Source organism: Acidobacteriota bacterium, assembly GCA_030774055.1.
In the GTDB taxonomy this organism is placed as follows: domain Bacteria; phylum Acidobacteriota; class Terriglobia; order Terriglobales; family Acidobacteriaceae; genus JACPNR01.
In genome coordinates this window covers 1-13572 of the sequence record JALYLW010000116.1, presented here as the reverse complement: position 1 = coordinate 13572, position 13572 = coordinate 1, and the positions used below count along the sequence as shown (strand labels likewise).

General features: G+C 62.3%; 9 protein-coding genes, 1 tRNA gene and 1 pseudogene. All 11 read right to left on the bottom strand.

Annotated elements, in window-relative coordinates; all coding sequences use genetic code 11:
- Positions 1–3: 3 nt before the first annotated feature.
- The gene (gene rpoC, locus M3P27_09675) at positions 4–4191 is read right to left on the bottom strand and encodes a DNA-directed RNA polymerase subunit beta' (protein MDP9268574.1); all 4188 of its coding nucleotides are present in this window, start codon (positions 4189–4191) and stop codon (positions 4–6) included.
- Positions 4192–4346: 155 nt separating this feature from the next.
- Positions 4347–8822: a DNA-directed RNA polymerase subunit beta gene (gene rpoB, locus M3P27_09670; GenBank protein MDP9268573.1), complete on the bottom strand. Its 4476-nt coding sequence runs from the start codon at positions 8820–8822 to the stop codon at positions 4347–4349.
- A 405-nt stretch (positions 8823–9227) separates the two neighbouring features.
- Positions 9228–9611, bottom strand: a complete 384-nt coding sequence (gene rplL / locus M3P27_09665; GenBank protein MDP9268572.1) for a 50S ribosomal protein L7/L12 — start codon at positions 9609–9611, stop codon at positions 9228–9230.
- 183 nt (positions 9612–9794) lie between these two features.
- Entirely contained in the window at positions 9795–10433 is a 639-nt protein-coding gene (rplJ, locus tag M3P27_09660) for a 50S ribosomal protein L10 (GenBank protein MDP9268571.1), read from the bottom strand.
- A 26-nt stretch (positions 10434–10459) separates the two neighbouring features.
- Positions 10460–11170, bottom strand: coding sequence for a 50S ribosomal protein L1 (gene rplA, locus M3P27_09655; GenBank protein ID MDP9268570.1), 711 nt, complete (start codon positions 11168–11170; stop codon positions 10460–10462).
- A 94-nt stretch (positions 11171–11264) separates the two neighbouring features.
- Positions 11265–11696, bottom strand: coding sequence for a 50S ribosomal protein L11 (rplK, locus tag M3P27_09650; protein ID MDP9268569.1), 432 nt, complete (start codon positions 11694–11696; stop codon positions 11265–11267).
- A 51-nt stretch (positions 11697–11747) separates the two neighbouring features.
- Positions 11748–12296: pseudogene (gene nusG / locus M3P27_09645) on the bottom strand (transcription termination/antitermination protein NusG).
- Between the two features lie 409 nt (positions 12297–12705).
- Positions 12706–12960 (bottom strand): preprotein translocase subunit SecE, encoded by a 255-nt coding sequence (gene secE, locus M3P27_09640; GenBank protein ID MDP9268568.1) that lies wholly within the window; start codon positions 12958–12960, stop codon positions 12706–12708.
- A gap of 36 nt (positions 12961–12996) precedes the next feature.
- Positions 12997–13072 (bottom strand) — tRNA-Trp (locus tag M3P27_09635).
- Positions 13073–13147: 75 nt separating this feature from the next.
- Positions 13148–13300, bottom strand: a complete 153-nt coding sequence (rpmG, locus tag M3P27_09630) for a 50S ribosomal protein L33 (GenBank protein MDP9268567.1) — start codon at positions 13298–13300, stop codon at positions 13148–13150.
- Between the two features lie 120 nt (positions 13301–13420).
- A partial coding sequence (tuf, locus tag M3P27_09625) for an elongation factor Tu (GenBank protein MDP9268566.1) occupies positions 13421–13572 on the bottom strand: 152 nt, incomplete at its 5' end.

The following is a 13572-nucleotide window of genomic DNA, read 5'->3' as shown; positions in this document are numbered from 1 at the left end:
CCGTCACTCGGCTGCCATCTCTTCGGCTTCGCCTTCGGAGCGCAGCATCTCGAGCGCGCGTTCGGCTTCCTCGTACTCCTTCGACACCTGCTCTTGTACCTTCGCAGCGGCCTCTTCCAGTTCGGGGGAGAGGCGGACGTTGCGGTAGTACTCCATGCCGGTGCCGGCGGGGATGAGGCGGCCCACGATGACGTTCTCCTTGAGTCCGCGCAGGTGGTCGACGGAGCCTTGAATGGAGGCTTCGGTGAGCACCCTCGTGGTCTCCTGGAAGCTCGCCGCCGAGATGAACGAATCGGTGGAGAGCGACGCCTTGGTGATGCCGAGCAAGAGCGGGCGTCCCGTTGCCGGGCGGCCGCCCGAGGCGATGACCTTGTCGTTCTCCTCGCGGAAGCGGAACTTATCGATCTGCTGTTCGAGGAGGAAAGTGGTGTCGCCCACGTCTTCGACCTTCACCCAGCGCATCATCTGGCGCACGATGACCTCGATGTGCTTGTCGGAGATGTTGACGCCCTGCAGGCGATAGACCTCCTGGATCTCGTTGACCAGGTAAGCCTGCAACTCTTTCTCGCCGAGGACGGCCAGGATGTCGTGCGGGTTGAGCGGGCCATCCATCAACGGCTCGCCGGCGCGGACGCGGTCGCCTTCCTGCACGTTCACGTGCACGCCGCGCGGGATGGAGTATTCCTTCTCCGTGCCGTTATCCGCGGCGACGTAGATCTTGCGCATGCCCTTGACGATCTCACCGAAGCGGACCGCGCCATCGATCTCGCTGATGACGGCCGTCTCACGCGGCTTGCGCGCCTCGAAGAGCTCGACGACACGCGGCAGACCGCCGGTGATGTCTTTGGTCTTCGTGGTCTCGCGCGGGATCTTGGCCAGCACGTCGCCCGGGTGGACGATGTCGCCATCCTGGATCATGAGGTGGGCGCGCGACGGCATGAGGTAGCGCTTGGTCGACTTCCCTTTCACCACGACGGCGGGCTGCCGCTTCTCGTCGGGTGTCTCGGTGACGACGTGGCGCGAGAGGCCGGTGACTTCATCCACCTCCTCATGCAGCGTGAGACCTTCCTGCAAGTCCTTGAACTGGACGGTGCCGCCGATCTCGGTGAGGATGGCGAAGGTGTACGGGTCCCACTCGACCAGGACCTGGCCAAGCTGGACGTGCGTGCCTTCCTCGACCTTGATACGCGCGCCGTAGACGACGGCGTAGCGCTCTTTCTCGCGCGCCTTGTCGTCGACCACAGCGATGGAGCCGGCGCGGTTCATCACCACCAGGCCGCCTTCCTTGGAGCGGACGGTGACCAGGTTGATGAAGCGTACGGTGCCGTTGTTCTTGGCGTCGAGGCGCGACTGCTCGCTCACGCGCGAAGCCGTTCCACCGATGTGGAAGGTGCGCATGGTGAGCTGCGTGCCCGGTTCGCCGATGGACTGCGCGGCGATCACGCCGGTAGCTTCGCCGAGTTCGACCATGCGTCCGGAGGCGAGGTTGCGTCCATAACAGGCGACGCAGACGCCGCGCTTGGACTCGCAGGTCAGCACGGAGCGGATCTTCACCCGCTCGATGCCTGCCGACTGGATGGCGGAAGCGAGCTCTTCGGTGATCTCCTGGTTGATGTCGACGATGACGCTGCTTTCGTAGTCCTTGATCTTCACGAGCGAGACGCGGCCCACGATGCGGTCGCGCAACGGCTCGATGATCTCGCCTGACTCGACGATCGACCCCACGAAGATGCCGTCCACGGTGCCGCAGTCGCTCTCCGAGACGATCACGTCCTGAGCCACGTCGACCAGGCGGCGGGTGAGGTAGCCGGAATCCGCCGTCTTCAAAGCAGTATCGGCCAGGCCCTTACGCGCGCCGTGCGTCGAGATGAAGTACTCGAGTACGGTGAGGCCTTCACGGAAGTTCGCCGTGATGGGCGTCTCGATGATCTCGCCCGAGGGCTTCGCCATCAGGCCGCGCATGCCGGAGAGCTGGCGGATCTGCTGTTTCGAGCCGCGAGCGCCGGAATCGGCCATCACGTAGATGGGATTGATGTGGCCTTCTTTATCGGTCTGCTGCATCACGCCGAACATCTCGTCCGCGACTTTCTCGGTGACGTTCGACCAGATCTCGACGACCTTGTTGTAGCGCTCGCCGTTGGTGATGGCGCCGTCGAGATACTGCTGTTGCACAGCGATGACCTGCTTGTCCGCCGCGCCCACGAGCTGCTTCTTGTGCTCGGGGATGACCATGTCGTCGATGCCGATGGAAAGGCCGGAACGCGTGGCGTAGAGGAAGCCCAACGTCTTGAGGCGGTCAAGCATCTTGACGGTGAGTTCGAGGCCAAAGCGCAGGTAGCAGTAGTTGACGAGCTGGCCTACACCCTTTTTCTTGAGCAATCCATTGATGAACGGCATCTCGTCGGGCAGCTCATCGTTGAGGATGGCGCGGCCCACGGTGGTCTGCACGAACTGCCGGTCGAAGTGCACCGGGTCGGTGTGAATGATGTCCTGATCGTCATACGCCGCGGTAAGGTCGATGACCTCGCCGGTGTGGCGCAGGCGGATAGGCGTGAGCGTTTCCACTTCGCCACCCTCGAGCGCGAGGACGACTTCGTCGATGTTGGCGAAGGCGCGGCCCTCACCCTTGGCGCCGGGCTTGGCCTTGGTCAGGTAGTACAGACCGAGCACCATGTCCTGCGTGGGAACGGTGATGGGGTGTCCCGACGCGGGCGACAGGATGTTGTGCGAGGCCAGCATGAGCACGCTGGCTTCGATCTGCGCTTCGGGCGAGAGCGGGATGTGTACGGCCATCTGGTCGCCGTCGAAATCGGCGTTGAACGCCGTGCAGACCAGCGGATGGATCTTGATGGCCTTACCTTCGACCAACACCGGCTCGAAGGCCTGGATGCCAAGGCGGTGAAGCGTTGGGGCGCGGTTGAGCAGGACCGGATGGTCCTTGATGACCTCTTCCAGGATGTCCCAAACGATGGGCTCCTGCTGCTCGACCATTTCTTTTGCCTGCTTGATGGTGGTGCACTGCCCGGTCTGTTCGAGCCGGTGATAGATGAACGGCTTGAACAACTCGAGCGCCATCTTCTTCGGCAATCCGCACTGGTGGAGCTTCAACTCCGGACCAACGACGATGACGGAGCGGCCGGAGTAGTCCACGCGCTTGCCGAGCAGGTTCTGGCGGAAGCGGCCCTGCTTGCCTTTGAGCGTGTCGGAGAGCGACTTGAGCGGACGGTTGTTGGCGCCACGCAGCACGCGGCCACGGCGTCCGTTATCGAAGAGCGCGTCCACCGCTTCCTGCAGCATGCGCTTCTCGTTGCGCACGATGACTTCGGGAGCGTGCAGGTCCATCAGCTTCTTCAACCGGTTGTTGCGGTTGATGACGCGGCGATAGAGATCGTTGAGATCAGAGGTGGCGAAGCGGCCGCCGTCTAGCGGCACCAGCGGGCGCAGCTCGGGCGGGATGACCGGGATCACGTCGAGGATCATCCACTGCGGCTTGTTGCCGGAACGGCGGAAGGCCTCGACCACTTTGAGGCGCTTGGCGTACTTGAGCCGCTTCTGCAGCGAGGGCTCGTGCTTCATCTTGTCGCGCAGTTCGGTGGAGAGCTCGTCCACTTCCACGCGCTTCAGGAGTTCCTTGATGGCTTCGGCGCCCATCATGGCGCGGAAGCCGGTGGGACGATACTGCCCGTCGAGCTCGCGGAACTGCGCCTCGTCGCGGATGACCTCGTGGTCTTTCACCGGCGCGTCGCCCGGTTCGACGACCACATACGCTTCGAAGTAGAGGACGGACTCGAGGTCGCGCAGCGAGATATCGAGCAAGTGTCCGATGCGCGAAGGCAGGCCCTTGAAGAACCACACGTGCGAGCACGGCGACGCCAGCTCGATGTGGCCGAGGCGCTCGCGCCGCACTTTGGAGAGGGTGACTTCCACGCCGCACTTATCGCAGATCACGCCGCGATGCTTCATGCGCTTGTACTTGCCGCACAAGCATTCCCAGTCCGTCACCGGACCGAAGATGCGGGCGCAGAACAAGCCATCGCGCTCCGGCTTGAAGGTGCGGTAGTTGATCGTCTCCGGCTTGGTGACTTCACCGTGCGACCAGCTCCGGATCTTCTCCGGCGAAGCCAGGCTGATGCGGATGGAATCGAAATCAGCGATCTGATTACCGAGGTCGAATGGGCTCGAACGGTACAAGGTTTGCCTCCATGCGGCGATCAGGCCCGCCGCTGCCGCCCTCTTCGAGTACCGGGTACTGAGTACCGAGTACCGAGTTCCATTTGCTCCGGGCTGGAGAGCTTCAGCCGGAAGCGTGTTTCCCGTGGGCCGGCGCATCGCCGGCCCCAAGCTGGTTAGTCGGCCGCGACGCTGGCCGCGTGCTTCTTGTCGCCGCCGAGCGTCTTGATGAGCTCGACGTCGAGGCACAGCGACTGCAACTCGCGGATGAGCACGTTGAACGACTCGGGGACGCCCGGCTCGATGGCCGCCTCGCCCTTCACGATGGCCTCGTAGATCTTGGTGCGGCCATAGACGTCGTCTGATTTCGCGGTGAGCAGCTCCTGCAGGATGTAGGCGGCGCCGTAAGCCTCGAGCGCCCACACTTCCATCTCGCCGAAACGCTGGCCGCCGAACTGCGCCTTGCCGCCGAGCGGCTGCTGCGTGATCAGCGAGTACGGGCCGATCGACCGCGCGTGGATCTTGTCGTCCACCAGGTGCGAGAGTTTCAGCATGTAGATGTAGCCCACGGTGACCGGCTGTTCGAACTTGTCGCCGGTCATGCCGTCGTAGAGCCACGTCTTGCCACTCTCCGGCAGTCCCGCCTCGCGCAACAGGCCCTTGATCTCCTTCTCGCGCGCGCCGTCGAATACCGGCGAGCCGAAGTAGGCGCCACCCTTCATGCCCTGGGCCACGCGGACGAGCTGTTCGTCATCGAGGTCCATCAACGAATCGAGGAAGGCGGAATCCTTGTAGATCGCCTTGATCTCGCGGCGGATCGCTTCCTCGCGATTGTTTTCCTGCAACAGCAGCGAGATGCGCTTGCCGATCTCGTGGCCTGCCCATCCCAGGTGGGTCTCGAGGATCTGTCCCACGTTCATACGGGAGGGAACGCCGAGCGGGTTGAGGACGATCTCGACCGGCGTACCGTCGGCGAGGTAAGGCATGTCCTCTTCCGGCAGGATGCGGGCGATCACGCCTTTGTTACCGTGGCGGCCGGCCATCTTGTCGCCGACGGAGAGCTTGCGCTTCATCGCGACATAAATCTTCACCAGCTTGATGACGCCCGGAGGAAGTTCATCGCCCTTGCGCAGCTTCTCGATCTTCTCGTTGACGATCTTGCGCAGCACGTCGATCTGGCGCGAGGTCATCTCCTCGATCTCGTCGATCTGCTCGTTGACGCGCGGGTCCTTGTCGGCGAACTTGATGCGCTTGAGGTTGCGCGTCGAGATGCGCTCGATGGTCTCGCGATCGACGATCGTGCCCTTGGTGAGCAAGCGCTTGTTGGTGCGCTCGTCATGCAAGTCGGCCTGCGATTCCTTGCCACCGAGGATGGCTTCGAGGCGCTTGAGGCGCTCGTCGGTCAAGATGCGGATCTCGTCGGAGAGGTTCTTCTCCAGCTTTTCGATCTGCGTGCCTTCGATCGACTTCGCGCGTTCGTCCTTCTCCTGACCCTTGCGGGAGAAGATCTTCACGTCGACGATGGTGCCTTCGATGCCCGGAGGGCAGCTGAGCGAGGCATCGCGAACGTCGCCAGCCTTCTCGCCGAAGATGGCGCGCAGCAGTTTTTCTTCGGGCGTGAGCTGGGTCTCGCCCTTGGGCGTGACCTTGCCCACCAGGATGTCGCCCTGCTTCACCGTGGCGCCGATGCGGATGACGCCACTCTCATCGAGATCGCGCAACGCGTTCTCGCTGACGTTGGGGATATCGCGGGTGATCTCCTCGGGGCCGAGCTTGGTATCGCGCGCCTCGATCTCGAACTCCTCGATGTGGATGGAGGTGTAGTAATCGTCGCGCACCATCTTCTCGGAGATCAGGATGGCGTCCTCGAAGTTGTAGCCGCGCCACGGCATGAAGGCGACGAGCACGTTGCGGCCGAGCGCGAGCTCGCCCTTATCGGTGCACGGTCCATCGGCAATGACCTGGCCCTTCGCCACGCGATCGCCACGCTTCACGATCGGCTTCTGATTGATGCACGTGTTCTGGTTCGAACGCTTGAACTTGATCAGCTGGTAGATATCCGAACCGACCTCGCGCGAGAGCTGGCCGGGATGATGCTCACCCTCCACGCGCACGATGATGCGTTCGGAATCGACCGAATCGATGATGCCGGAGCGGCGCGCGAGCACGACCGCGCCCGAATCGCGCGCGGTAACGCCTTCCATGCCGGTGCCCACGAGCGGAGCTTCCGCACGCAGCAGCGGGACGGACTGGCGCTGCATGTTCGCGCCCATCAGAGCGCGGTTGGCGTCGTCATGCTCGAGGAAGGGCACGAGCGAGGCGGCGACGGAGACGAGCTGCTTGGGGCTGACGTCGACGTAATCGACCTCGTCCCGATGGACGAGCACGAAGTTGCCAGCCTTGCGGGCGTTGACCAGCTCGCCGACGATGCGTCCTTTATCGTCGAGCTCGATGTTGGCCTGCGCGATGACGTGGCGATCTTCTTCCCAGGCGGAGAGATAGAAGGAGAATGGCTCGAGATCGATGTGGCGCTTGCGCCGCTCTTTGAGGTCGGCGTTGGCCTTCTCGGCCTCGTGCTTCTCGATGTGGTCGCCGACGCGGTAATCCGAATCACCGGCGTTGACGACGGAAACGTAGTCGAGCACGCGCCCGGTCTTCACGCGGCGATACGGCGACTCGATGAAGCCGTAGTCGTTGATGCGCGCGTAACACGAGAGCGACGAGATGAGGCCGATGTTCGGGCCTTCCGGCGTCTCGATGGGGCAGATGCGTCCGTAGTGCGTGGGATGGACGTCGCGGACCTCGAAGCCGGCGCGCTCGCGCGAGAGGCCGCCCGGCCCGAGCGCGGAGAGACGCCGCTTGTGCGTGATCTCGGAGAGCGGGTTGGTCTGGTCCATGAACTGCGAGAGCTGGCTCGAGCCGAAGAACTCGCGGATCGCGGCCATCACCGGCTTCGCGTTCACCAGGTCGTGCGGCATCGCGGTGGACATTTCCTGGTACACGGACATTTTTTCTTTGATCGCCCGCTCCATGCGGACCAGCCCGATGCGGAACTGGTTCTCGAGCAGCTCGCCGACCGCGCGCACGCGGCGGTTGCCGAGGTGATCGATGTCGTCCACCGTGCCGATGCTCTTGCGCAGCTTCAACAGGTAGCGGATGGTGGCGTAGAAGTCGTCGGGCTCGAGGGTGCGGTTATCGAGCTTGGTGGCTTCCGCGTTGTCGAACAGCTTGATGTTGAACTTCAAGCGGCCGACGCGCGAGAAGTCATACTTCCGGGCGTCGAAGAACATGCCGTGGAAGAGCGCGGTGGCGGTGTCGAGCGTCGGCGGGTCGCCGGGACGCAGCTTGCGGTAGATCTCGATGAGCGCTTCCTGCGGCGTCTTGACGTTGTCTTTGCGCAGGGTGGCGGAGATCACGTTGCCCACGTCGTCACGCTCGGGGAAGAACAGGTGCAGCTCGCCGATGCCGGCGTCGATCAGCTTGGCCAGCTTCTCGGCGGTGACTTCGGTGTTGGCCTCGAGCAGGAGCTCGCCCGTGTTGGTGTCCACGACGTCGGCGGCGGTGAAGGCACCCTCGAGGTCGGTGGTATCGATCTCGATCTCGGTGATCTTCGCCTTCTGGATCTCCTTCATGATGGCCGCGGTGATCTTGCGGCCGGAGTGCGCGATCTCGTCGCCCGACTTCGACTTGATGGAATGCGCCAGCTTCAAGCCCAGTAGGTTGGTGGGGCGCTCGACGGCGGGCTCGAGCGTCCAGTGCAGCTTCTTGTTCTTGATGGCGATGCGGTCGACGGTATAGAACGTGCGCAAAATATCTTCGTCGGAACGCAGGCCGAGCGCGCGCAGGAAGATGGTGCCCAGGAACTTGCGCTTGCGGTCGATGCGGACGTAGAGGATGTTCTTCTGGTCGTACTCGAACTCGACCCACGAGCCGCGGTAGGGGATGATCTTGCCGAGGAAGTAGGTGCGGTTGTTCGCCGTCTCGAAGAAGACGCCGGGCGAGCGGTGCAACTGCGAGACGATCACACGCTCGGTGCCGTTGATGATGAAGGTGCCGTTGTTGGTCATGAGCGGCACGTCACCGAAGAAGACTTCCTGCTCCTTGATGTCGCGGATGGTCTTGTTGCCGGTCTCGGGATCCTTATCGAAGATGGTGAGCCGGATGGTGACCTTGAGCGGGGCAGAGTAAGTCATGCCGCGCTCTTCGCACTCGGCCATGTCGTACTTGAGCTGCAGTCCCACCGGATCGCCGCACTTGTTGCAGAAATCAGGGGTGTTGGCGTTGTACGTGCCGCAACGATTGCAAAGCACGTCGCCGGAGTGGAACGGGTCGGTGATGACGGTGGAGCCGCAGTTCTTGCAAGTCGTACGCAGGTGGTGCAGGCCCTTCAAGTGGCCGCACTTGCACTCCCAGTTGCCGATGGCGTAATCGACGAACTCGAGCTGCGAGACGTTGCGGAAATCGCTGATGGGGAAAACGGATTGGAAGACGGACTGCAGCCCCGCTTCGTCACGCTCGCTCGGCAGTTTATCCATCTGCAGGAAGCGGTCGTAGGAACGCTTCTGCACCTCGATCAAGTTCGGGATCTTGATGGTGGCCGGGATCTTGCTGAAATCGAGTCGCGTGCGGATGGCAGTATTCTTGTTCGGCATCAACAACTCCTCTGTTGTCCCCGGGATCTCACCGGGGTCTCGCTCGGACGCGGCGGGTGCGCGTTCGAGCAGCGGACGCTGGTCCGCGAGTTTGGCTCTAAAAATGCAGCCGCACCCTCGGGGACAAACTTCCCCTTGGGCGCCGTTTTAAGCGCTTGGCCCTGCCTGCATTGTGTGTTCCCGCGCCGTGTGTGGCCTTACCTCCGTCCCGCCGAGCGGGGCGGTGCAGATGGTGCGTGGGCGGTGGATATATATAGATACATCCACCACCCTCGCGGATTCACTGAGAAATCCCTCGACGCGCGCTCGCGCGCTTGGGATAGCCGATTCGTGGGCTGCCCGACTCGCCGTGCCCCCACGAAAGCAGGCCCGGGTCGTTCGTCGCGCAATGCCCGCGAAACGCGGCTACTTGACCTCGACGGTAGCGCCAGCATCGGTGAACTTCTTGCGGATGGTCTCCGCCTCATCCTTGCTGATGCCTTCCTTCACCGTCTTCGGGGCGCCATCGACCAGGTCCTTGGCTTCTTTCAAGCCCAGGCTGGTGACTTCACGCACCGCTTTGATCACGTTGATCTTTTGAGCGCCCGCGGCGGTGAGCACGACGGCGAATTCCGTCTTCTCTTCCGCCGGAGCCGCGCCCGGCGCCGCACCGCCGCCCCCTTGCACCATGACCGGGGCAGCCGCCGCTGCGGAGACGCCAAGACGCTCCTCGAGTTTCTTCACCAGCTGCGCCGCATCGAGCAGGCTCAGCCCAACGATCTGTTCTTCCAACTGCTGGATATCCGCCATGTCAGTTCTCCACCTTTTTAGTTATCGAAATCGTGCTGCCCGGTCATCGATCCTCACGTTTCCATTGCGCGACCCCTGCCAGACAACAGGTTCCGCAGCCCGTGATTCCCGACCACTAACTTTTGCTCTCGCGCTTTGCTCGTCCACCGCGGCGGACTCGCTCCGCGCCCAACCCTGGGAGGCTTATGCTTCCGTTGCCTCCGCCGCTTTCGGCGCTTCCGTTGCTTTCGGCGCTTCCGTTGCTTCCGGCGCTTCCGTTGCTTTCGGCGCTTCCGTTGCTTCCGTTGCTTCGGCTGCTTTGAACTTTTTCTTCTCCACGCCCTGGTTCAGCACCACGGCAACATCGCGGCCAACGGCATTCATCACCGTGACCAGGCGCTGCGCCGGCGCGCTGATAAGGAAGAGCAGCTTCGAATAAAGCTCTTCCTTCGACGGCATCTTGGCCAGCGCTTCCAGCTCTTTCACCGTGAGCGCGCGGCCTTCGACCACGCCGCCCTTGAACTGGAACTCCGGATTATCTTTGGCGTACTTGGTGAGCACCTTCGCCAGCGCGACCGGATCGGCCGAGGTGTAGGCGATGGAAGTGACACCCTTCAGGTCTTTCAACACGTCTTCGACCTTGGTGCCTTTCGCCGCGCGCTCGACCAGCGAGTTCTTCACCACCTGGTAGCGTCCGCCGGCAGTACGCACCGACTTGCGCAGCTCAAAGTCCTTCTCCACCGTGAGCTTCTCGAAGCTCGCGACGATAAGGTTCTCGACGCTCTTCAACTCGCCGGCCAGCTTTGCCGCCGACTCCACTTTTTTTGCTCTTGTGACTGCCATCGCTCAGATCCTCTTCGTAAGAACTCTTATTTCTCTTTCGACGCGGCTTCGGCCGTGGTGGTGTCGAGCGAGATGCCCGGGCCCATCGAGGACGAAAGATACGCGCCCCGGATGTACTTGCCCTTGGCCGCGACCGGCTTGGCCTTGATCACGCTCGCGATCACGGTGTGCGCGTTGTCGATCAGCTTCTCCGCGCTGAACGACATCTTGCCGACCGGGACGTGCACCAGCGCCGTCTTGTCGGTGCGGAACTCGACCTTGCCGGCCTTGACCTCGCGCACGGCGCGGGCAACGTCGAAGGTCACCGTGCCGGTCTTTGGATTGGGCATCAAACCCTTCGGTCCGAGCACTTTGCCGAGCTTGCCGACGGACTTCATCATGTCCGGCGTGGCGACGACGGCGTCGTAGTCCACCCAGTTCTCTTTCATGATCTTCTCGACCGTCTCTTCGCCGCCCACGATGTCCGCGCCCGCCTCTTGCGCCTCGCGAACTTTTTCACCGGACGCGATCACCAGCACCTTCTTCGTCTTGCCCAAGCCGTGCGGCAGCACCACGGTGCCGCGCACCATCTGGTCGGCATGTTTCGGGTCCACGCCGAGACGCATCGTGATCTCCACCGTCTCGTCGAACTTCGCGAACTTTACTTTCTGCAGCAACGGGACCGCGTCTTCGAGAAGATACGCGCGCTTCTCGACCGACTCCCGCGCCTTGGTGATGTTCTTCCCTGCTTTTTTCATTTGCTTCCTCTGTCTGCCACCTCGCGTCTTTGGTGCCGGCGCGACGTGGTCGTCTCGACTACAAACCTTTATGCGACGTCTCTACGCGACATATTTACGCTACGACGTCGATGCCCATCGAGCGCGCCGTGCCCTTGATGCTCTTGATCGCGCTGTCGAGCGAGGCGGCGTTCAAGTCCGGCATCTTCTGCTTCGCGATCTCCGCGACCTGCTTCTCGGTGACGGTGCCGACCTTTTCCTTGTTCGGCGTCCCGGAACCCTTCGCGACCTGCGCCGCGCGCTTGAGCAGGATGGAAGCCGGCGGCGTTTTGGTGATGAAGGTGAACGAGCGGTCGCTGTAGACCGTGATCACCACCGGGACGATGAGCCCGTCGAGCTCCTTCTGGCTGGTCCTGGCGTTGAACTGCTTGCAGAACTCCATGATGTTGACCTGCGCCTGGCCGAGGGCGGGGCCCACCGGCGGCGCGGGCGTGGCTTTGCCGGCCGCGATCTGGAGCTTCACTTGTCCTGTGACTTTTTTCGCCATTGCTCTTCTTCTCTTCTTCTCGAAACTAGAAACTTGAGACTCGAAACTTGTCTATGCGACCTTTTCCACCTGGCCGAACTCGAGCTCGACCGGGGTGGCGCGGCCGAAGATGGTGACCATGATCTTCAAGGTCTCGCGATCTTCGTTGACCTCGTCCACGATGCCGGTGAAGTTGGCGAACGGTCCTTCGGTGATCTTCACCGACTCGTTCTTCTCGAACTTCACGCGCAGCTTCGGCTTGTCTTTGCCGACGTTGACGCGATAGATGATGGTGTTGACTTCTTCTTCCGAGAGCGGCGTGGGGTCGTTGCCCGTGCCCACGAATCCGGTGACGCGCGGCGTGGACTTCACCACGTGCCACACGTGATCGCCGTCGCCGCCCGCGCGGAAGCCGGTGAGGTCCATCTCTACCAGAACGTATCCCGGCAGGAAGGCGCGCTCGATGGTGTACTTCTTGCCGTTCCGGATCTCGGTGACCGGCTCGGTGGGGATCACGACGCGCCCGATCTTCTCCTGCAATCCGAAAGCGGCGACGCGCGATTCGAGCGACTCTTTCACCTTGCGCTCGAAACCCGAGTAGGAGTGGACGATGTACCACTTCATGTTCGGATTTCTGGGTTGCTCGCTAGACGCCGGCTGGTCAGAAGCCGGCTCGGTTGCCGGCGTCTCGCTGGCAGCATCGCCTTCAGCCGGCTTGGCGTCCTCGTCGTCGGCCTTCTCCGCCTTAGCTTTCTTCGTCTTCGGCGCTTTGGCGACGGGCGCGGCTTCGGCTTCCGGAACGGATTCCGCCGCCGCCGTCTCTTCGGTTTCTTCGGCAGCAGCGGCGCTAGCAGCCTCAGGCTGCTGGTCTTCGTTGCCGGAGTTCTCGGAGATCTCGGAAATCTCGGAGGTTTCCGAAACCTCGGGATTCTCCGAAACTTCAGCGTCGCCGTTCTCGGTCTTGATGTCTTCAGCCATTTTCATTGCTTTACTTGGACTGCTTTACTTGGACTGCTTTACTCAGACTGCTTTACTTAGAGAAGTACCGCAGCAACCAATCCACGGCGCGGGCGATGCCCATGTCGATGATCCAGAAATAGACCCCGAACAGCGCGACCGTGATCAGCACCACCAGCGTGGTTGCCTGCACTTCTTTGAGCGACGGCGTGGAGACCTTCTTCATCTCCGTGCGCACGTCGGTGTAGAAGCTCCGCGTGCGATCCGGCCACGCCTTGATCTTTCCGGCTACGCTGTTCTCGTCCATAGATTGTGCTGCCGTCTTCATTCCGTATCCGTCTTCCTGGCCTTTGGCCTCGAAAACTGGCAGGGGCGGAGGGATTCGAACCCCCAAGTCCGGTTTTGGAGACCGGCAGTTTAGCCGTTGAGCTTACGCCCCTCCGTACAAGCGCTCAGCCTTCAGCTCTCAGCCATCAGCTAGATCTTGCTGAACGCCGAATGCTGATCGCTGACCGCTACTTCACCTCTTTGTGCGCCGTGTGCTTCCTGCACTTACGACAGAACTTCGAGAACTCGAGCCGGTCCGGTGTGGTCTTCTTGTTCTTGGTGGTCGAGTAATTGCGGTCTTTGCAATCGGTGCACTGCAACGTAACGATCTCTCTTGCCATGGCTGCTTCTACCCTTCGTTGCTGCCGGGACTAAAGCCCGGAGGTTCCGGTCAGATCCCTCGACTCGCGCGCTGCGCTCGCTCGGGATATCGGCTGCGGGCTCACGCTCGCAAAACGCCTCTACGTAATGATCTCCGAGATGGTGCCCGCGCCCACGGTGCGTCCACCCTCGCGGATAGCGAAGCGCAGGCCCTTCTCCATCGCCACCGGCGTGATCAGCTCGATGGTGAGCGCGACGTTGTCGCCCGGCATCACCATCTCCGTGCCCGCCG

Coding starts and splice junctions, on each gene's coding strand:
- rpoB (MDP9268573.1), bottom strand. CDS start 8,822: ATGCCGAACAAGAATACTGCCATCCGCACGCGACTCGATTTCAGCAAG.
- rplL (MDP9268572.1), bottom strand. CDS start 9,611: ATGGCGGATATCCAGCAGTTGGAAGAACAGATCGTTGGGCTGAGCCTG.
- rplJ (MDP9268571.1), bottom strand. CDS start 10,433: ATGGCAGTCACAAGAGCAAAAAAAGTGGAGTCGGCGGCAAAGCTGGCC.
- rplA (MDP9268570.1), bottom strand. CDS start 11,170: ATGAAAAAAGCAGGGAAGAACATCACCAAGGCGCGGGAGTCGGTCGAG.
- rplK (MDP9268569.1), bottom strand. CDS start 11,696: ATGGCGAAAAAAGTCACAGGACAAGTGAAGCTCCAGATCGCGGCCGGC.
- secE (MDP9268568.1), bottom strand. CDS start 12,960: ATGAAGACGGCAGCACAATCTATGGACGAGAACAGCGTAGCCGGAAAG.
- rpmG (MDP9268567.1), bottom strand. CDS start 13,300: ATGGCAAGAGAGATCGTTACGTTGCAGTGCACCGATTGCAAAGACCGC.